At 62.1% G+C, this 19,235-nt stretch carries 14 protein-coding genes; 7 read left to right on the plus strand and 7 right to left on the minus strand.

What is annotated here, in order from left to right; genetic code table 11:
* The 3 genes from ACLD1X_RS13680 to tssB all read right to left on the minus strand — a co-directional run bounded on the left by ACLD1X_RS13680 (nucleotide 1) and on the right by tssB (nucleotide 2,628).
* On the minus strand, nucleotides 1–498 hold the full coding sequence (locus tag ACLD1X_RS13680) for an Hcp family type VI secretion system effector (protein WP_007906301.1): 498 nt from the start codon (nucleotides 496–498) through the stop codon (nucleotides 1–3).
* A gap of 77 nt (nucleotides 499–575) precedes the next feature.
* Nucleotides 576–2,057 (minus strand): type VI secretion system contractile sheath large subunit, encoded by a 1,482-nt coding sequence (tssC, locus tag ACLD1X_RS13685; RefSeq protein ID WP_046037251.1) that lies wholly within the window; start codon nucleotides 2,055–2,057, stop codon nucleotides 576–578.
* Nucleotides 2,058–2,085: 28 nt separating this feature from the next.
* Nucleotides 2,086–2,628, minus strand: a complete 543-nt coding sequence (gene tssB, locus ACLD1X_RS13690) for a type VI secretion system contractile sheath small subunit (RefSeq protein WP_429368390.1) — start codon at nucleotides 2,626–2,628, stop codon at nucleotides 2,086–2,088.
* A gap of 226 nt (nucleotides 2,629–2,854) precedes the next feature.
* On the opposite strand from tssB, the gene ACLD1X_RS13695 reads away from it, so the two are divergent.
* Genes ACLD1X_RS13695 through tssA form a run of 5 tightly spaced genes read left to right on the plus strand, consistent with a single transcriptional unit; the run spans nucleotide 2,855 to nucleotide 10,379 of the window.
* A complete protein-coding gene (locus ACLD1X_RS13695) occupies nucleotides 2,855–3,304 on the plus strand; it encodes a type VI secretion protein (protein WP_429368392.1) in 450 nt (149 codons plus the stop codon).
* A 54-nt stretch (nucleotides 3,305–3,358) separates the two neighbouring features.
* Nucleotides 3,359–4,690 (plus strand): type VI secretion system baseplate subunit TssK, encoded by a 1,332-nt coding sequence (gene tssK / locus ACLD1X_RS13700; RefSeq protein WP_429368394.1) that lies wholly within the window; start codon nucleotides 3,359–3,361, stop codon nucleotides 4,688–4,690.
* An 18-nt stretch (nucleotides 4,691–4,708) separates the two neighbouring features.
* Nucleotides 4,709–5,476, plus strand: a complete 768-nt coding sequence (locus tag ACLD1X_RS13705; protein WP_429368396.1) for a DotU family type IV/VI secretion system protein — start codon at nucleotides 4,709–4,711, stop codon at nucleotides 5,474–5,476.
* Nucleotides 5,473–9,294 (plus strand): type VI secretion system protein, encoded by a 3,822-nt coding sequence (locus ACLD1X_RS13710; RefSeq protein ID WP_429368398.1) that lies wholly within the window; start codon nucleotides 5,473–5,475, stop codon nucleotides 9,292–9,294. The genes ACLD1X_RS13705 and ACLD1X_RS13710 overlap by 4 nt, the downstream gene beginning before the upstream one ends.
* A complete protein-coding gene (gene tssA, locus ACLD1X_RS13715; protein ID WP_429368400.1) occupies nucleotides 9,291–10,379 on the plus strand; it encodes a type VI secretion system protein TssA in 1,089 nt (362 codons plus the stop codon). The genes ACLD1X_RS13710 and tssA overlap by 4 nt, the downstream gene beginning before the upstream one ends.
* On the opposite strand, the gene ACLD1X_RS13720 is transcribed toward tssA, so the two are convergent.
* The 3 genes from ACLD1X_RS13720 to ACLD1X_RS13730 all read right to left on the minus strand — a co-directional run bounded on the left by ACLD1X_RS13720 (nucleotide 10,376) and on the right by ACLD1X_RS13730 (nucleotide 12,535).
* Entirely contained in the window at nucleotides 10,376–11,347 is a 972-nt protein-coding gene (locus ACLD1X_RS13720; RefSeq protein ID WP_429368402.1) for a 2-hydroxyacid dehydrogenase, read from the minus strand. The two genes, tssA and ACLD1X_RS13720, sit on opposite strands and share 4 nt — an antisense overlap.
* 187 nt (nucleotides 11,348–11,534) lie before the next feature.
* Nucleotides 11,535–12,122, minus strand: coding sequence for a TetR/AcrR family transcriptional regulator (locus ACLD1X_RS13725; protein WP_429368404.1), 588 nt, complete (start codon nucleotides 12,120–12,122; stop codon nucleotides 11,535–11,537).
* A 29-nt stretch (nucleotides 12,123–12,151) separates the two neighbouring features.
* Nucleotides 12,152–12,535, minus strand: coding sequence for a tautomerase family protein (locus ACLD1X_RS13730; protein ID WP_429368406.1), 384 nt, complete (start codon nucleotides 12,533–12,535; stop codon nucleotides 12,152–12,154).
* Between the two features lie 382 nt (nucleotides 12,536–12,917).
* Here ACLD1X_RS13730 and ACLD1X_RS13735 point away from each other — a divergent pair, with 382 nt between their 5' ends.
* Together ACLD1X_RS13735 and ACLD1X_RS13740 are read left to right on the plus strand one after the other, a co-directional pair.
* Nucleotides 12,918–14,198 (plus strand): serine/threonine transporter, encoded by a 1,281-nt coding sequence (locus ACLD1X_RS13735; RefSeq protein ID WP_429368408.1) that lies wholly within the window; start codon nucleotides 12,918–12,920, stop codon nucleotides 14,196–14,198.
* A 334-nt stretch (nucleotides 14,199–14,532) separates the two neighbouring features.
* Entirely contained in the window at nucleotides 14,533–16,176 is a 1,644-nt protein-coding gene (locus ACLD1X_RS13740; protein WP_429368410.1) for a SulP family inorganic anion transporter, read from the plus strand.
* Nucleotides 16,177–16,545: 369 nt separating this feature from the next.
* Here the strand turns inward: ACLD1X_RS13740 and acnB are convergent, their stop codons facing one another.
* On the minus strand, nucleotides 16,546–19,146 hold the full coding sequence (gene acnB / locus ACLD1X_RS13745; protein ID WP_429368506.1) for a bifunctional aconitate hydratase 2/2-methylisocitrate dehydratase: 2,601 nt from the start codon (nucleotides 19,144–19,146) through the stop codon (nucleotides 16,546–16,548).
* Nucleotides 19,147–19,235 lie beyond the last annotated feature (89 nt).

Raw genomic sequence — 19,235 nt, forward strand, 5'->3', positions numbered from 1 at the left:
TTACTTGACGAGCTTGTTGGCGGCCATGTCCCAGGTCGAGGCCGCCGTGCCTTCCTTGGTGCCGTCGTCTTTCTGCGCAGTCAGCTCCCACTTGATCTTGGTGAAGTTCAGCGACAGGGTTTCCACGGGCTTGCCACCTGTACCGCCGCTGACGCTGACGTTGGACAGTACCACGTTGGTCAGGGTGTAGATGATGAACGGCATCAGCTGACCACTGCCTTCGGCGGCGTTACGGCCGATGGTGATCTTGGCTTCCGGGATCGGTTTGCCGGCACAGCAGTATTCATTGAGGGAGGGTGTGGAGCTGTCGACGAATTTGGTCAGCGTGAACTCGCCGATGTGCGGCTTGCCGGAGGTCCGTTCCGAGTTACTGACGTCGTTGGTCACCTGCATGGCCACGTTGTGGCTGTAGGACATGACTTCGATCTTGTCCTTGTAGCCCTCGAGCAGACTGTCGCCTTTGATGTCGCCGCCGAGGTCGAGAATGATTGCATCCATCGCATGAGACTCCTGAAGGATATCGCGCTAGATAAACAGGGAGCTCCCGTCGGGCTGGCCGACGGGAGCAGTGCAGGTCAGGCGGCTACCGGTGGCGGCAGGGTGGCCACCAGGCGGATCGAGGCGGTCAGCTCTTCAAGCTGGAAGTGTGGCCGCAGGAATACCGTGGCCTTGTAGGCGCCCGGTTTCCCCGCGACCTCCGTCACATCGACCCGGGCTTCACGCAACGGGTACTGCGCCTTGATCTCTTGCGGCGCGTTGTCGTTGATCAGCACGTAGTCGGCGATCCAGTTGTTGAGGTAGGTCTGCACATTGTCGCGGGTCATGAAACTGCCGACCTTGTCGCGCATGATCACCTTCAGGTAATGCGCGAAACGCGAGGCCGCGAGCACGTACGGCAACATCGCCGAAATCCGCGCATTGGCGTTGGCCTCGTTGGTGTTGTAGAGCTTGGACTTGTTGGTGGTCTGGCCGCCGAAGAACACGGCCACGTCGCTGTTTTTCTTGTGGCACAGGGCGATGAACCCCAGGTCGTTGAGCTCTTTTTCCCGACGGTCGGTGATGGCCACTTCGGTCGGGCACTTGAGCGACAGGTCGCCGGAGGTGGTGCGGAAGGTGTGGGCCGGCAAGCCTTCGACCGCGCCGCCGCCTTCAGCCCCGCGGATCGCCGCGCACCAACCGTATTTGGCGAACGCTTCGGTGATGCGCTGCGACAAGGCCCAGGCGGCGTTGCCCCACAGGTATTTGCCGTGGTCGCTGCCGTTGACGTCCTCGACGTAATTGATGCCCTCCACCGGCGAGGTGTCCGGGCCGTAAGGCAAGCGCAGCAGGAAATGCGGCAGCACCAGCGATACGTAGCGCGAGTCTTCGCTTTCGCGGAAGGAGCGCCACTTGATCAGTTCCTGGCTCTCGAACACTTTCGACAGGTCACGGGGCACGGCCAGTTCGGTGAAGCTGTTCATGTCGAACAACCGCGGGCTGGCGGCGGCAATGAACGGGGCGTGGGCCGCGGCGGCGACGTTCGACAGTTTTTCCAGCAGGCCGATGTCCTGCGGGTGCCGGCCGAAGGTGTAGTCGCCGACGAGCAGGCTGAACGGGTGGCCACCGAAGGTGCCGTATTCCTCTTCGTAGATCTTCTTGAACAGCGCGCTCTGGTCGAACTCGACGGCCTTTTCCAGATCGTTCTGCAGCTCTTTCTGGGTGACGTTGAGCAGGCGCAATTTCAACCGGGAACTGGTTTCGGTGTTTTGCACCAACAGGTGCAGGCCGCGCCAGGAGGCTTCGATTTTCTGCAGCTCGGGGTGGTGCAAAACCTCGTTGAGTTGCGCGCTGATCAACTGATCGATCTGGCTGATGCGGTCGTTGATCATCGCCACGGTATCCTTGTCGATGGCCATGCCTTCGTCGAGAACCTGGGTGGCGAACTCCGCGAGCATGTCGCGGGCATAGTCCTGCTGGCTATCGTCATGGGCCATGCGGCCTTCGGCGATGATGCGGTCAAGCAGGGACAGGCTTTGTGTGGTGCTTTCACTGGTGTTGGCGCTGGCTGAAGCAGGCATGGCGACGTCTCCCTAAGTGAATGAGTGATCAGGCTTGCGGTTCGGCCGGTGCTTCGCTGTCGCCTGTGGGGGCGGCGGTGTCCGGACGGGCAGACTTGATCTCTTGCAGGCCTTCGGTGTTGGCGATGACGTCGCGCAGCAGTTTGTCCAGGTCATCGTTACCGTCGAGCTTGGTCAGCAGGTCGCGCAGACGCTGACGCGCTTCGAACAGGCGTCGCAGCGGGGTCACTTGTTCGACGACCTTGACCGGGTCGAAGTCGTCGATGTGCTTGAAGTTGAGTTCGATGTTGAGCTTGCTGTCATCGCCAGTGAGGGTGTTGGTGACTTGCAAGGTGGCGCGAGGCGCAATCGAGGCGAGCACATCGTTGAAGTTGTCGCGGTCGATCTCGGTGAAGCGTCGCTCATTGAGCTTGGGAAGCGGCTCGAGCGGCTTACCGGACAGGTCGGCCAGAATTCCGACGACCAGCGGTAATTCTTTTTTCTCGATGGCGTTGCCGATTTCGACGTCGTAGGTGATTTGCACCCTGGGTGGGCGGACCCTGTCGAGCTTGTGCTGAGTACTTTCTGCCATGTTGGCTGACTCCGATGCATGAGCGGGCGCAATGCATCGGGAGGCCCGTTCATCGCTTTCCCTTGCTGGACCGTAGGTTAGAAAGGGTGGCAGATGGACCTGTCGTTCCTTTGACAAACCTTCCACATTCGGCATGGGGGGCCGAACTATCCAAGACGCTAGAACAGGTCTATAAAAATGCAAGCGAAAACAATTTTGGACAGACCCGAGAAAAGGACAATTCATTTTGATTGCACGTTTTCTTGCTTTCGCCTTGTTCCTCACCCTCGCCGGGTGCTCGTTTTTCGGGCCACGGGTGGACCTTGATAACCTGACCCTGGATGTCGCTCCCAAGGCCAACGACGACACTCCGATTGCCGTGGATTTCATCGCCGTGAATGATCCGGATCTGCTCAAGCAGTTGTCGGGCATCACGGCGCGGCAGTGGTTCGCCGAGCGCGACCAGTACCAGCGCGACTACCGGCAACTGATGACGGTCTGGGGGCTGGAGCTGGTGCCCGGCCAGTTCATCGACAAACAACCCTTCCCGTTGGGGGGCAAGCGGGCGACTGGACTTTTGGTCTTCGCCAGCTATAACACTCCCGGAGCACACCGGTTACGGCTGGATGACCAGAGCGATGCCTGGCTCAAGTTCGACAGTCGCGAAATGACGCTGGTCAGCAATACTCCGCAATGAACACATTGCCAGGCCGCTGGATTGCGCGGTGACGTAGACGTCGAAGGGAGTCGTATGAGCCTGTTACCTGACGCGGTTTGCTGGCACGAAGGCATGCAGTTGCTGCCCCAGCATTTTCAGTTGCAAGGGCTGCGAGCCGAGGCGTTGGTGGCGCATTTTGCCCAGGCCTGCAATCCCTGGTTCTGGGGCGTGAGCCGCGTCGAGTTCGACCCCGGCGCATTGAGTGCCGGGCTGGTGCGGTTGCTCGATCTGCAAGCGACGCTGCCGGACGGTTTGCCAATCAACCTGCAAGCGGGTGTCGGGCCGGCGTTGGAGCTCGATGTCAGCGAAGCGGTCAACGCGTCGGAAAACGCCACGGTCACGGTGTACCTGGCCGTCAGCCCCTTATGGCGTGCCGGTCAATTGCTGCCGCTCAAGGGACGGCTGCAATCGGTGATCGGCGATGCGCTGCCGGATTTGACCAGCGGCGAGTACCCCGAGTCGATCACGGTGTGGCGTCCGAATCCGCGGTTGTGCACGCAACTGAACAAGGCCGATTCCATCTGTTTGCCACTGCTCAAAGTCCGCAAGGAGGGTGGTGGTTTCCTTTCGTTGCCCTACACACCGCCCACACCGTGCCTGCTGCCCGAGTCGGTGTTGGGCCGCCGGGTGGCCGGGCTGTGCGCCAGAGCGCGGGAGAAATGCATGTTCCTGGCCGGCCGCCTGCGCCAGGCGCAACAGGCCGGCAATCAAGACGATGCGCTGGAAATCCGTCGACAACTGACGGCGCTCTGGGCGCGCCTGCCGGAGGTCGAGGGTACGCTGAACAGCCGATTGGCCACCCCGCAGGCATTGCACGGTTTGTTGCTCGGGCTGGCGGGTGCCTGGTCGGCGCTGGATCCTTTGGCCGGGGTTCCACCGTTCGCCCCACTGGATTTCCTGGAGCTGCAGCGCGGTTATGAACCGGTCCTGGACTGGCTCGAAAGAACCCTCGAACTGATCCGCGCCGGCTATCGCAGCCTGCCGTTTGAACGCAGTGAGCAGAGCTTTTCGATTCAACTGCCGGACGATCAGCCGAGCCAGCGCCTGGTCATCGGTTTGCGCATGCCCAATGGCAGTAGCGAACAGGCTGCCAGCGAATGGCTGAGCGGCGCGATCATCGCTTCGGCGCCGCATGTGCCATTGCTCAGTCGCCAGCGCATGAGCGGTTTACCCCATCAGGCGATGAGCCGTAACGAGCAAGTGGCCTACAGCGTCGGCGATGACACGCGGCTGTTTGTGGTGACGGCCGATGGTCAATGGTTCGACGGGCAATTGCCGTTGCTGATAGTCGCGCCGGCCGCCAAGCCTGCGAGCAGCCCATGGCAAGTGGTGTTGTTTGTGGCCCAGGCCAGTGAAGGTGCCTGATCAAGGAAGGGGCGTCGTATGTTTGAAGGGCATGCCGGGGCAGGTACACGGAGCTTGCGCGAAGCACCGTTGAGCAGTGCATTTCGCGAAGCCTGGTTGCAATGGTCCCGGGAGTGGATCCAGTTGCCCAGGGACGGCGACGACGATGCGCTGGTGGAGGCGGTGGTCGACCTGTCGACGCAAATTTCCCAGCGTCTGTGGCGCACGGCTTTCGCCCGGGTTGGCGAAGCGGCGACCGATCAGGTCAAGGCACTGGTCTATGCCTATGTCGCATTGATCGATGAAACGCTGTTGTTCACGTCGTGGCCGGGCCAGTCCGCCTGGCAGGAAAAACCGCTGGAATCGCGAATGTACGCCAGCCGTCAGGCCGGTGAAAAACTGCCAGCGGCGATCAAAACGTTGCTGGACGAGCAGATTCCCGCCACCCGCGATCTCGCCAATGTCTATTTGCAATGCCTGGTGCTGGGCTTTGAAGGACGGCTGCGCGGCGAGCAGAGTCAGACCCAGCATGAAAAACTGCGCCTGGCGCTGTTCGCGTTTGCCTGGCAGCACGATGCGGAGTATGCCGATGTCAGCGACCGGCTTGCGCAGCCTTCGGCGGTGCCACCGGTGCAGTTGCCGGTGCGGCAGTCGTTGCCGGATGGCTTTCGCCTTGGCCTGGTCATACTCGCCATGGTCATGATTCTGACCGGGCTGGGGCAGTTCTTCTGGCGTGACATTCGCCAGGAGCTCGACCCGGTGTTGCAGATGACCGACCCGGTTGTCACCTCGGAGCAAGACGCATGAGCACGCTGGGGATCGTCGGGCTGGTCATCGTCGTGTTGGTGGTGCTGGCGGTCATCGCGCTGGCGCTATGGTGGTTGCGCACCCAGAGCGGGGCGGCGATCCGCAGTTTTTATAGCGCGGTCCGCCATATGGAGCAGGAGCAAGGCGCTCAGGATCGTTACCAGATTCCATGGTTACTGATGCTCGGCGACGAAACCCAGGGCACCCGGCTGTGCAGCCAATGGCGCTTGCAACCGACGGACAAACCGGCCTGGTTCGGGCGCTGGTGGTCGGACCCCGAAGGTGCGGTGCTGGTGGTGCCACAGGCGTTGTTCTTGCCCGATGAAGGCATGAAACTTCAGCGCGGCGGCTGGTGGCGCTTGTTGAGCTTGATCCTGCGCTTGCGCAGTAAACGGCCACTGGACGGGGTGATCTGGACCGTGCCGGTCAGCTGCCTGGGCAATGTCGAGCAGGCCGCGAGCCTCGGTCTGGCAGCGCGCCGGCGCTTCATCGATCTGTTGCAGCGGTTTGGCCTGAGCCTGCCGGTGTACGTGGTGATCACCGGCATGGAAGAGCTGCCGGGTTTTCAGGAGCTGATCTCGGCGCTCCCGGTCGAAGCCCGCGAACGCACATTGGGTTGGTCTTCACCCTTTGGCCCCGACGCGGCCTGGCAGGCGCAATGGAGTGATCAGGCGCTGGATCAGGTGAATCGTGCCCTGTCGGAATCGATCATCGAAATCGGCGCGTTGTCCGGCCATCTCAAGGGCGAGCTGTTTGGATTGCCGGAACAGATCGAGGCCCTGAGGCGCCATCTGCAAACCGTTCTCGAACCGGTATTCCAGGGCAATGCCCAAGGCGAGGCACCACGTTTTCGCGGGGTGTACCTGACCGCCAGCCAGCCTTCGCAAGACGCCACCGACGAACTCTCGGCGCTTGACAACGGCTTGCAGCAAAGTGCGTTTGCCCGGCAATTGTGGCAACGCCGGGTGGTTGCCGAGCGCGGTCTGGCCCAGGTGGTGCCACGCTTGCTGCGCCTGCGTCAGCGTTGGCAGCGACTGACCGGTGTGGTGGCCCTGGTGGTCGGCCTGGTCTGGGCCGCCAGCATGCTCTGGGTCTGGCAGGACTCGGTCAAGGATGCTCATGAGCTGTCGCGTCTGCTGCAAGGCGCACAGAAGAATTACGTTGCAGTCACCGATGAGTCGCATCGGCTGGAGTCGACTCGGCGCAACGTTCAGGGGTTCTGGCGGGTCCTGGAAAAGGCTCCGCGCTGGAGCTTCACCTCGGTGGTGTTTCCCACCTCCTGGTTCTCGTCGCTGGACAGGCAAGTGGAGGACCAGCTGCGCTTGACTGCCCAAGGCCACATGCTGGAACCGCTGCATGATTTGCTGAAGGCGCAACTGGTGCAACTCAAGGCCATTCGCAACACCGAGCGACGTGGCAACGTCGAAAGCGAAGATCCGGCCCAATGGCAGAACTACGTCAAGGCCAAGGACCTGGTGGAGCGCGCGGTACGCCTCGAACAACAGAATCAATGGTTCAATCAAGCGCTGAACAACCCCAAGGCGCCGCTCGAAGATCTGGCGTTGCTGAGCAATAACGCCCTGTCCCTGAACCTCAATGCCGGTACGTTGCACCGTGCAGGTTTTTACAACCGGGTGTTGCTCGATGCCAATGGCGGTGATCTGAAGCCGCTGGACCTGGTCATGGAGCGTGCGGTCATCGAGGAGAACTTTTCCGGGCTCATGGAGCGTTGGCTTGACCAGTACTTTCTAGCCGACAACTTCGTCCGTCAGGCGGGTTATCTCAAGCTGCATCTGGAGCGGCTGGAGGCCGGCAGCGGCAATTCCCTGGCGGAACTCGAAGACTTGCGCGCACTGATCGACGACCTGCAAGCGCTGATCGGGCTGACCAATTCGGCCTGGAGTCGCGGCAAGGGCCAGGACCTGGTGCCAGGTTATCGCGAGATGATGGACAAGGTGCGCCAGAGCAGCCTGCTCGGCCCGCAGGTCGAGCAGCAGCTGGATCAGCAGGCGTCCAGGCTGCAGCAAAGCTTTCGTGATCAATGGATCGCCCAGGCGGGGGCGCGGGGTAACTTGCTGGTCCAGCAAGGCAGCGGGCAACTGTCCTTGCAAGTGCACGTCAACCAGTTGAACAACGCGGTACAGGCCCTGTTCAAACGCGATTTCGTGGCCATCGCCTTGCGTGCGGATCAGGCTGCCGGTGCCGCTCAGGGTCAGAACGTCGATGGCGATGACCTGAGTACGGCGCTGAACTATTTTGCCAGCTACAAGAGTTATGCCGCCGAGGAGCTGCCGCGCATTCCGCCGGCGTATCGCGATGCGCTGCTTCAGGCGGCTGAGGGCGCGGCGGCCCAGGCCATGTGGTTGAGTCTCAAGGATCAGAATGATCGACCCCAGCCCGACGGTGTGTTCAACGTGCTGGCGCCGCAGGCCGTGGCTTTGCAAAAAGCCTTCGTCGAGGTGCATCGCAGCGATTTGGCCATGCGTGTGCAAAACGCGCTGAATCGCCGGGCCATAGCCCAGGTGGCCAGCGGTCTGGATGAGATTACCGCGCAGCCGTTGTTCAGCGGGCGCAGCGAGATCAGTCAGTGGGACGGCTCGAAAAACCTTGGCCTGCAACTGTACGGCGCCATCGATGTGCAGGATTTGAAGCTCAGCCTCAAGCAGCAATTCAACACCATGCTCGGCATCACCGAACGGCGCACCTCGGCGCTGGAGTGGTTGAAGACCCAGCAACAGAATCTCTCGGCACTGGATTACGAGCGCGTCATGCAGTTCAGCGCGCTCAACGATGAACTGCTCAAGTACAAGGACCAGAATCCCGCCAGCTCGCCGGCCCAGATCGAGCAGTTGGTGAGCCGCGATTTCATTGAAATGGATGCCACATCCTGCGGCCAGATTTTGCAGACAGCCAGCTTGTCGGGCGGGCGCGGGACCTTGGCCCTGCGGGCCCTGGATCTGCAACAGAGCGCGATGCAACGCTGTCAGTTCTTGCAGCAGCAACAGGCAGCGGCGGCATGGGACGACCTGGCCGGCTATTTCAATCAATACCTGGCCGAGCGCTTCCCGTTTGCCAATGGCGTGCAGGCGACCGACGCCGATCCGGCCCGGGTCCAGCACTTCCTCGATCTGATCGACAAACGACTGCCCGTGGCGCAGGCCGGGTTGCAGCAGAGCCAAACGCCGGAGCGTCTGGCTGCCGAGGATTTCCTCAACCGTTTGAAGCTGGCCAGCACCTGGCTTGGTCCGCTGTTTGTGCGGGACAAGAGCGGCATCCTCGGTGTTGAAATGGACGTGCGTTGGCGCACCGATCGCGAGGAGGAGCGCGGCGCCGATCAAGTGATCGCCTGGGGTTTGAATGCCGGCAATCAACAAATCAGTTACCCCGGCGAGCCGCAGCCGAATCTGCGCTGGATGGTCGGCCAACCCGTCCGGTTGACTTTGCGCTGGGCCAGAAACGGCTCGCAACGCCCGGCCAATGATCCGTTGCAGCCCAACCTGATGGTGCGTGACTTCGAAGCCGGTTGGGAGTACAGCGGCCCGTGGTCGTTGCTGCGCCTGATCCGCTCGCATCAGTCGGTGCAGCGTCAGCCGAACATGGACTTCACTGATTTTCCGCTGACATTGCGCTTGCCGGTGACTGCACAGACCAGCGCGACCGGGCAGACACAGATGTTTGTGCGCCTGTCGTTAATGAGCCAGGGCTCGAAATTGCCGTTATCCATTGCGCCGCTGCCCACCCGGGCCCCGCGTTCACCGTTCATGCAAACCAGAACGACCGCGTCTGCGACAGTCATGACTCAGGAGGAGGGCTTGTGAACCTGACTTCACCACCGTTGCCGGAGCTGATTGCCCGATTGCTCGAACCGATCAGCGAACAGGCGCCCTGCGGCGAGGATTTGCGTTACGAGCGTGAGTTTGACCAGGCGCGTGAACTGCGCCGGGAGGACGACACCAGCTTGCCGACGGGGGTCTGGCAGTCTTCGATCAAGCGGGCGCAATGGCCCGAACTGGAAAAGCTGGCCACCACTGTGCTGCTTGAGCGCAGCAAAGACCTGATGGTGTGCGCCTGGCTCGGTGAAGCCTGGTTGCATCAGGACGGCCTGGACGGGTTGCCGGGCAGCCTCGCACTGGTCGCGGGCTTATGCGAGCGCTACCCCGAGCAGCTTCATCCCCGGGCCGAAGACGGTGACCAGTCATGGCGGGTCATTCCCCTGGAATGGCTGGTGCGGCGCTACAGCGAAGTGTTGTTGACGCGGGTGCCGTTGCTCGATCCGCGTCACGGTGAATTCGAAGGTTACTGTCTGGATGCGTGGCGGCGATTACAGCTGCAACAGGTACTGGTCAACGAAAGCAAAGCGGCAAAAACTGCGGCGGAAACAGCACGGGGCGAACAGAAAAAACTCACCGAGCTGATCCGCACCACGCCTCTGTCCCACTGGCTGCACCGTCAGGAGAACCTGATGGCGAGCCTGCAACATCTGCAACGGCTGGAAGCCTGGAGTGATGCTTACCTCGGCGCCCAGTCACCGGGCTTCAAGGGGCTGCAGGATGTGATCGAAGCGTTGTTGACACTGGTTCAGGAGTTCATCGCCATGCAGCCACGACCGTTGACCGGGGGGGCGGTCGAGCCGCCAGCCGCGCAGGTGCCAGGGTCGGCCGAGCTGGCACCAATGCCATCCGCGCCCCAGGTGTTTCGCGAGCCGGCGAGTCGCGACGAGGCCTATCGGCAATTGCTGTTGATTGCCGAGTACCTGACGCGTACCGAGCCCCACAGCCCTGTCCCTTATTTGATTCGCAGAGGGGTGGAGTGGGGCAACAAGCCGCTGAGTGAACTGTTGGGTGAACTGATCTCGGCCGATGCCGAATCCCGTCGACTCTGGACCCTGTTGGGCGTCCTTTAATCGGTGACCGAGTAAGGCGTGGTCGGCATGGGCAAGGCAATCGGCGTCAGCACCGGTTGCCGGGAGAAAAACGCCACGAGGTTCTTGCCCACCAGTTCGACGGTGCCCTGGGTGGCTTCCGGGGACAACCCGGCGACATGGGGCGTGAGGATCACGTTGCTCAGGGTCTTGAGCACATCCGGCACCTTCGGTTCGGCATCGAACACATCCAGTGCGGCACCAGCGATCCGGCGTTGCTCCAGGGCGGTGATCAGGTCGGCGGTGACAATCACGCTGGCTCGGGCGATGTTGACGATAAACCCATTGGGACCCAACGCGTCGAGCACCTGGCGATTGACCAGGTGCTTGGTGCCCAGGCCGCCGGGCGTGGCGACGATCAGGAAGTCCGAGGCGCGTGCCAGTTCGGTCGGGGTCGAGCAGAACGTGTAGGGCACATCGCTGCGATGCTGGCGGTTGTGGTAGCTGATGCTCATGTCGAAACCGGCACCGGCGCGTTTGGCGATGGCCATGCCGACCGCGCCGAGGCCAAGGATGCCCAGGCGCTTGCCGGCGAGGGAAGGGCGCATGATCTTCGGCCACTCGCCGCGCCGTACGGCGGCATCGCAGCGCGGCACGTCGCGTACCAGCGACAGCAGCAGCGCCATGGCATGGTCGGCGACGGACGAGGCGTTGACCCCGGCGCCATTGGTGACGGTGATGCCCCGGTCGGCGGCGGCCTGCAGGTCGACGTGTTCATAGCCGGCGCCGATCACGCAGATGATCTTGAGGTTGGGCAGCGCGGCGATTTCATCGGCATACAGGCCCAATGGGCCACGGGTGAGGACGGCGTCGATCTGCCCGGCGTGCCGGGCGATGGCTTCGGCGCGCTCGGCGGGCGTCGGGGCCAGAATCAGGTGGAAGCCCTGATGTTCGAGGATAGGCAGGTAATCATTGATGGTTTCAACCAGTACCAGAACGGTTACAGGCATGCTTGGCTCCCTGTGGGCATCGAAAAAACGGCTCGTACTTCGCTTGAGATTGCTGATTCAAGGATCGCTTGGCAACCACCAGTGATCGCCGCGTGCGCCAGTTCCTGAGCGATGGCGGGCAGCGCGGTGTGCTCGCCGTCGCGCTCGGTGTAGGGGCTGGCGAAGTATTGCGTGGGTCGAGTTCACTTTACTTCGACGGCGTGAGTACGGCCCGGGCAGCCTCGAGAATTTCATCCGACAGCGGGTCGCCGCGGGTGGCCCGGGACAGCATCAGTGCGCCAAACATCAGCGAATACTGCATCAGTGCCTGCTGCCGTTTACCGGCCTTGTCTTCTGCGTCCAGTAGCGAGCCGTAGGCATCGAGCAGGTTGTTCAGGCCCTGCAAATAGGTTTGGCGCAATCCGCTCTCGGCGGCCTCATGGCACATGTCCCCGGCAAAGGCCACCACCGGGCAGCTGTCACCCGGATTGTCCCTGCTTTCGTTGGACAGGTACGGTTCGACCACGGCGCGGCGGGCAGCGTCCTTGCTGTCATGCTCGGCCACTCGCGCTTGCCAGCGTTGTGCGGCTTGCTTGAAAGCCCGGCCACTGGCCTCTTGCGCCAGGGCTTCCCTGGATTCGAAGTGCCCGTAGAAGCCGCCGTGGGTCAGGCCCGCGGCGGCCATCACATCGACCACACTGATCCCGTGCAATCCGCGTTCGCGAAACAACCGTGTGGCGGCTTCGACGATGATCTCGCGGTTGAGGTCGGCTTGTTTGCGGGAAACTCGGGGCATGGGTCACTCTCGGGTCTACAGGTTGAACATCAGAGGGCGTATTGGGCAATCCCGTTGCCGAACGACCAGTTCTCTTTTTTCACTTCCACCAGATTGATGAAAACGTCCTCCAGGCGCACGGCCAGCTCTGCATGAAGGCTTTCGGCGATGGTCTTGTAGAGGAGTTTTTTCTGCTCCAGGGTTCGCCCTTCATTGAGGGTGATCTGGATGACGACCAGGTTATCGGTGCGATTGATGCCCAGATACTCGGGATCAAAGATGAAATGCTGTTCGTCGTGTTCGGCCAGGATCTGGAAGTTGTCGTGTTCCGGTACGCCAATGGTCTGGCGCATGGCGGCATAGATCAATTGGCCGATGCGCTTGGCGTGGGTGGGGTCCTGATGTTTTTTGATGTCGACGCGAACCAGTGGCATGGGAAGACTCCGGAAAGATACAGGTCAGTTAAAAATACATGACGTTTAACCTTTATCAAGTAAGGATTGGTACTTGCTGATGAAATGCCGATGAAGATCCTGAAAGTAACGTAGAAACCTGTGGGAGCGGGCTTGCCCGCGAAGGCGGCGGCACATTCATCATGGATGTGACTGACACACCGCTTTCGCGGGCAAGCCCGCTCCCACAGGTTATGTGTCGCTCACTCTCGCTCAATTGGTACCACCGTCCCTCACCTAAGTCTTTGCTTCTGCTCACTAATCCCCCAGAATGCCGCCCCTGTTTCGGCCGGGCGCTGCCTGTCGGGTATTCCGACGCGTCCTGGCCGGGTGGCAAGTGACCGGAATGTGGAGATCCCACCGGATGAATGATCAGGCCAATAGCGTCAACAAACGCTATGTAGCAGCAACACCCGCGACGCTTTCGAGCTGGAATCGCCAAGACACCACCTGGATGCTGGGCCTGTTTGGCACGGCGATTGGTGCGGGTACCCTGTTTTTACCGATCAACGCGGGTCTGGGCGGATTCTGGCCGCTGCTGGTCCTGGCGTTGCTGGCGTTCCCGATGACCTTCTACGCACACCGCGGGCTAACTCGTTTTGTGCTGTCCGGGCGCGAAGGCGCCGACATCACCGAGGTGGTGGAGGAGCATTTCGGCATCAAGGCCGGCGCGCTGATCACCTTGCTGTACTTTTTCGCGATTTTCCCGATCCTGCTGATCTACAGCGTGGCCCTGACCAACACCGTGGGCAGCTTCCTCGAGCATCAACTGCATATCATGCCGCCACCGCGCGCCGTGCTGTCGCTGGTGCTGATCCTCGGCCTGCTGGCGGTGGTGCGTTGCGGTGAGCAGCTGATCGTCAAGGCCATGAGCCTGATGGTCTACCCGTTCATCGTCGCCCTGCTGTTTTTGGCGGTGTACCTGATTCCCCACTGGAATGGCGGCATCCTGGCCACCGCCAGCGATGTGCCGGCGCCTTCGGCGTTGCTGCACACCTTGTGGCTGGCGATTCCGGTGATGGTGTTCTCGTTCAACCATTCGCCGATCATTTCGGCGTTCGCCGTGGACCAGAAGCGTCGCTACGGGGAGCACGCCGAGGAGCGCAGCTCGCAGATCCTGTCCCGCGCCCACCTGCTGATGGTGGTGATGGTGCTGTTCTTCGTCTTCAGTTGCGTGCTGACCCTGTCGCCAGCGCAACTGGCGGAAGCCAAGGCGCAGAACCTGTCGATCCTGTCGTACCTGGCCAACCACTTCAGTAATCCAACCATCGCCTTTGCGGCGCCGTTGATTGCCTTCGTGGCCATTTCCAAGTCGTTCCTGGGGCACTACATCGGTGCCAGCGAAGGCCTCAAAGGCTTGATCGTCAAGAGCGGCAAGCGTCCGTCCGCCAAGACCCTGGACCGTATGACCGCTGCGTTCATGCTGGTGGTGTGCTGGATCGTCGCTACGTTGAACCCGAGCATCCTCGGCATGATCGAGACCCTGGGTGGTCCGGTGATTGCGGCGATCCTGTTCCTGATGCCGATGTACGCCATCCGCAAGGTGCCGGCGATGGCGCGTTATCGTGGTCAGGCGTCCAATGTCTTCGTGACGGCGGTGGGGCTGGTGGCGATTTCGGCGTTGGTTTATTCGCTGAGTGCGTGATTGCTGTTTGATGGGGTGAGTGAATGACGGCTGATCCGGGTTTCGGGTTGGCCGTTTTTTTTGGAGGGTGGACATATCCATTGTTGTGGTAATGGCCACTATTGGTTCCGCCCTGACAGCGGGTTACTTGGAGAAGCCTGTAGGAGCGAGCTTGCTCGCGAGGGGTGTCAGGTGACCAGCGTCATCGTTGACGACCATCGCGAGCAGGCTCGCTCCTACAGGGGGAACGCGTTCACTTCAGCTTCGCCACAGGCGGCGATCTTTTGCTTTTGAGCTACAGTGGCGGCTGTGCGTATCACACGCGCAGCGGTTTTTTTCGCCTGGAGACACCGGATTGTCGAGCGCCTTACCGCCCAACCCCGTTGAGCCGTCCAATCGCTGGCAGGACCTGCTCGCCGGTTTGTCGATTGCCGGCCTGTTGCTGCCCGAGGCGGTCGCTTATTCGGGCATCGCCGCACTGGCGCCCCAGGCCGGGGTGATCGCCTTGTTTGCCGGATTGCTGTGTTATGGCCTGTTCGGCACCAGCCGTTTCGCCATTGTCTCGGCTACCTCATCTTCCGCCGCCGTGCTGGCCGCCGCGACCGCCACCCTGGCCAATGGCGACCCGCAACTGCGCTCGACCCTGGCCTTCGGCCTGGTGCTGGTGACCGGGGCGTTTTTCCTGCTGGCCGGGCTGTTCAAGCTCGGCAGCGTGACGTCGTTCATCGCCAAGCCGGTGCTGCGCGGTTTTGCCTTTGGCCTGGCGCTGACCATCATACTCAAGCAGGTCGCCAGCGTGGTCGGTGTGCATTTGACCGATGCCAACCTGGTGCGCTTTCTGCCGCAACTGCTGGAACAGTTGCCGCACTGGAACTGGGCGGCGGCTGGCGTCGGCGCGGTGGCGTTGACGTTGTTATGGCTGTTCGCACGGTTTCGACACCTGCCAGGTGGTTTGCTGGTAGTGGTCATTGGCATTGCGGCGGGGCAGTGGCTGGACCTGCCGGCTTATGGCGTGAAGCTGATCGGCGTGATTGACCTGAGTCTGGAGGTGCCGAAACTGCCGGTACTGCCGTTTGCCGACTGGCTGCGCCTGGGTGAATTGGCGTTCGCCATGGTGATGATCCTGTATGCGGAGTCCTATGGCTCGATCAGTGCCTATGCGCTCAAGCATGGCGATCGTGTCACTTCCAACCGCGACCTGCTGGCGCTGGGGGCTGGCAATCTGTTGTCCGGCCTGTTCCACGGCATGCCGGCCGGCGCGGGGTATTCGGCCACGTCGGCCAATGAGGCGGCAGGTGCCACTTCGCGCCTGGCCGGTATCGTGGCGGCGCTGGTGGTGCTGGTCATTGTCCTGACAGTGCTGCCTTACATCGCCCTGACCCCGGAGCCGATTCTCGCCGCCATCGTCATCCATGCCCTGGGGCGTGGCTTGAGCCTGCAGCCGCTGGGGCGGTATTTCATCTGGCGCCGTGACCGTTTGCTGCTGGTCTGCGCCGTGGGTGCGGTGTTGGTGCTGGGGGTGCTGGACGGCTTGCTGGTGGCGGTGGCGATCAGTGTGTTGCTGATGCTCAAGCAGATGTCGGCGGCGGATATCCAGATTCTGGGGCGCATCGATGGCGGTCACGACTTTGTCGACCTGCAACGCCATCCGGCGGCGCAAACCGTGCCAGGCGTATTGATTGTCCGGCCGGGGGAGGCGTTGTTCTTTGCCAACGTCGAGCGGATTCTTGGCGGCGCCTTGCGGCTGGTCCGGCACTCAGAGGAGCCTGTTCATTCAGTGATTCTCAGTCTTGAGGAATCCCCTGACCTGGATGGCACCAGCATCGAGGCGTTGCAGGCGTTTTTCGTGCGGGTGCACCAGGAGGGCAAGCGCCTGATTCTGGCGCGTCTGAAGGACGACGCGCAAACGGCGTTGGCGCAGGTGCAATCCAGCGGTGTGATTCTGAGTGGTTTGAGTGTGGATGGGGCGGTGCAGCAGGCCCTCCAGTTGAATGCATGACCCCCCTGTGGGGGGGGGGGGGGGGGGGGGGGGGGGGGGGGGGGGGGGGGGGGGGGGGGGGGGGGGGGGGGGGGGGGGGGGGGGGGGGGGGGGGGGGGGGGGGGGGGGGGGGGGGGGGGGGGGGGGGGGGGGGGGGGGGGGGGGGGGGGGGGGGGGGGGGGGGGGGGGGGGGGGGGGGGGGGGGGGGGGGGGGGGGGGGGGGGGGGGGGGGGGGGGGGGGGGGGGGGGGGGGGGGGGGGGGGGGGGGGGGGGGGGGGGGGGGGGGGGGGGGGGGGGGGGGGGGGGGGGGGGGGGGGNAGTGGTCCATCGTGGGCATAAAAAAACGCCGCTCATCTCACGATGGGCGGCGTTTTTCATTGCGTTGCAACGTTAGGCTTGAACGACCGGGATGTTGGCGTTCGCAGCAGCTTCACGGAACTCGGCGATCTGGTCGAAGGACAGGTAGCGGTAGACATCGGCCGCCATGCTGTCGATCTTGCCAGCGTACTCCATGTACTCCTCGACGGTCGGCAGGCGACCCAGGATGGAGGCTACGGACGCCAGCTCGGCCGAAGCCAGGTAGACGTTCGCGCCGTCACCCAGACGGTTCGGGAAGTTACGGGTCGAAGTCGACACCACGGTGGAGTTGGCTTCTACACGTGCCTGGTTACCCATGCACAGCGAGCAGCCTGGCATTTCCATGCGAGCGCCGGCCTTGCCGTAGATGCCGTAGTAGCCTTCTTCGGTCAGCTGGTGAGCGTCCATCTTGGTCGGTGGCGACAGCCACAGACGGGTTGGCAGCTGACCCTTGACCTGTTCCAGCAACTTGCCGGCAGCGCGGAAGTGACCGATGTTGGTCATGCACGAACCGATGAACACTTCGTCGATCTTCTCGCCAGCAACGCTGGAGAGCAGGCGAGCGTCGTCCGGGTCGTTCGGCGCGCAGAGCACAGGCTCCTTGATGTCGGCCAGGTCGATCTCGATGACTTCGGCGTATTCGGCGTCCTTGTCGGCTTCCAGCAGCTCAGGGTTGGCCAGCCAGGCTTCCATCGCTTGGGCGCGACGTTCCAGGGTACGAGCATCGCCGTAGCCTTCGCCGATCATCCAGCGCAGCAGGGTGATGTTCGATTGCAGGTACTCGGCAATCGACTCTTTGGACAGCTGGATGGTGCAACCGGCAGCCGAACGTTCGGCCGAGGCGTCGGACAGTTCGAACGCTTGCTCTACGGTCAGTTTAGGCAGACCTTCGATCTCCAGGATGCGACCGGAGAAGGCGTTCTTCTTGCCTTTCTTCTCTACGGTCAACAGGCCTTTCTGGATCGCGTAGTAAGGAATGGCGTGAACCAGGTCACGCAGGGTGACGCCTGGCTGCAGTTCGCCTTTGAAGCGAACCAGGATCGACTCAGGCATGTCCAGCGGCATGACGCCGGTGGCAGCGGCGAACGCGACCAGGCCGGAACCGGCCGGGAACGAGATGCCGATCGGGAAACGGGTGTGGGAGTCACCACCGGTACCGACGGTGTCCGGCAGCAGCATGCGGTTCAGCCACGAGTGGATGATGCCGTCGCCCGGACGCAGGGAAACGCCGCCGCGGGTCATGATGAAGTCAGGCAGGGTGTGGTGGGTGGTCACGTCGATCGGCTTTGGATAAGCCGCGGTGTGGCAGAAGGACTGCATCACCAGGTCGGTCGAGAAGCCCAGGCACGCCAGGTCTTTGAGTTCGTCACGGGTCATTGGACCGGTGGTGTCCTGGGAACCCACGGTGGTCATCTTCGGTTCGCAGTAGGTGCCCGGACGAACGCCGGTCACGCCGCAAGCCTTGCCGACCATTTTCTGCGCCAGGGTGAAACCCTTGGTGCTTTCAGCCGGTGCTTCAGGCTTCTTGAACAGGGTCGAAGGTGGCAGGCCCAGTTCGGCGCGAGCCTTCTCGGTCAGGCCACGGCCGATGATCAGCGGAATACGGCCGCCAGCGCGAACTTCGTCGAGCAGGACCGGGGTCTTCATTTCGAAGGTGGTCAGGACTTCGTCGGTGCCGTGCTTGCAGACTTTGCCAGCATGCGGGTACAGGTCGATCACGTCGCCCATGTGCATGTTGGATACGTCGAATTCGATTGGCAGTGCGCCAGCATCTTCCATGGTGTTGTAGAAGATCGGGGCGATCTTGCTGCCGAAGCAGAAACCGCCGGCACGCTTGTTCGGCACGTAAGGAACGTCGTCGCCGAAGAACCACAGTACCGAGTTGGTTGCCGATTTACGCGAGGAACCGGTACCGACCACGTCGCCGACGTAGGCGATCGGGAAGCCGGCATTGCGCATTTCTTCGATCTGCTTCATCGGACCGGTGACGCCTTGCTCGTCCGGAACGATGCCGTCGCGAGCCATTTTCAGCATGGCCAGGGCGTGCAGCGGGATGTCCGGACGGGACCAGGCATCTGGAGCAGGGGACAGGTCGTCGGTGTTGGTTTCGCCGGTGACCTTGAACACGCGCAGGCTGATCTTGTCGGCCAGGGTCGGGCGCTTCACGAACCACTCGCCGTCAGCCCAGGATTGCAGCACGCCCTTGGCGTGAACATTACCTTTCTTGGCTTTTTCAGCGACGTCGTGGAAGGCATCGAACATCAGCAGGGTGTGCTTGAGTTCTTCGGCAGCTACTGGTGCCAGTTCGGCGTCGTCCAGCAGGTTTACCAGAGTCACGATGTTGTAGCCGCCCTGCATGGTGCCGAGCAGTTCAACAGCGCGCTTCTTGTCGATCAGGGGGGATTTGGCTTCGCCTTTGGCGATGGCGGACAGGAAGCCGGCCTTGACATAGGCTGCTTCGTCCACGCCTGGCGGAACGCGATTGGTGATCAGGTCAACGAGGAATGCTTCTTCGCCAGCCGGGGGATTTTTCAGCAGCTCGACCAGGCCTGCAGTTTGTTCGGCGTTTAGCGGCTGGGGAACGATACCCAGTGCTGCGCGCTCTTCGATATGTTTGCGGTAGGCTTCAAGCACAGTTATTACCCTCATCAGTGGTCCCAAATGGGTGTCCGGGACGCTCATCCCGAAATTGCCGTACTCATGCGCTGCATGGCGTTGTGAGC

Origin of the sequence: Pseudomonas sp. 18173, from assembly GCF_050432945.1 — a bacterium.
GTDB lineage: Bacteria > Pseudomonadota > Gammaproteobacteria > Pseudomonadales > Pseudomonadaceae > Aquipseudomonas.

What these genes read in the sequence shown, in the direction of transcription:
- ACLD1X_RS13680 (WP_007906301.1), bottom strand. Translation starts at nt 498, where the DNA reads ATGGATGCAATCATTCTCGACCTCGGCGGCGACATCAAAGGCGACAGT.
- tssC (WP_046037251.1), bottom strand. Translation starts at nt 2,057, where the DNA reads ATGCCTGCTTCAGCCAGCGCCAACACCAGTGAAAGCACCACACAAAGC.
- tssB (WP_429368390.1), bottom strand. Translation starts at nt 2,628, where the DNA reads ATGGCAGAAAGTACTCAGCACAAGCTCGACAGGGTCCGCCCACCCAGG.
- tssK (WP_429368394.1), top strand. Translation starts at nt 3,359, where the DNA reads ATGAGCCTGTTACCTGACGCGGTTTGCTGGCACGAAGGCATGCAGTTG.
- ACLD1X_RS13705 (WP_429368396.1), top strand. Translation starts at nt 4,709, where the DNA reads ATGTTTGAAGGGCATGCCGGGGCAGGTACACGGAGCTTGCGCGAAGCA.
- ACLD1X_RS13710 (WP_429368398.1), top strand. Translation starts at nt 5,473, where the DNA reads ATGAGCACGCTGGGGATCGTCGGGCTGGTCATCGTCGTGTTGGTGGTG.
- ACLD1X_RS13720 (WP_429368402.1), bottom strand. Translation starts at nt 11,347, where the DNA reads ATGCCTGTAACCGTTCTGGTACTGGTTGAAACCATCAATGATTACCTG.
- ACLD1X_RS13725 (WP_429368404.1), bottom strand. Translation starts at nt 12,122, where the DNA reads ATGCCCCGAGTTTCCCGCAAACAAGCCGACCTCAACCGCGAGATCATC.
- ACLD1X_RS13730 (WP_429368406.1), bottom strand. Translation starts at nt 12,535, where the DNA reads ATGCCACTGGTTCGCGTCGACATCAAAAAACATCAGGACCCCACCCAC.
- ACLD1X_RS13735 (WP_429368408.1), top strand. Translation starts at nt 12,918, where the DNA reads ATGAATGATCAGGCCAATAGCGTCAACAAACGCTATGTAGCAGCAACA.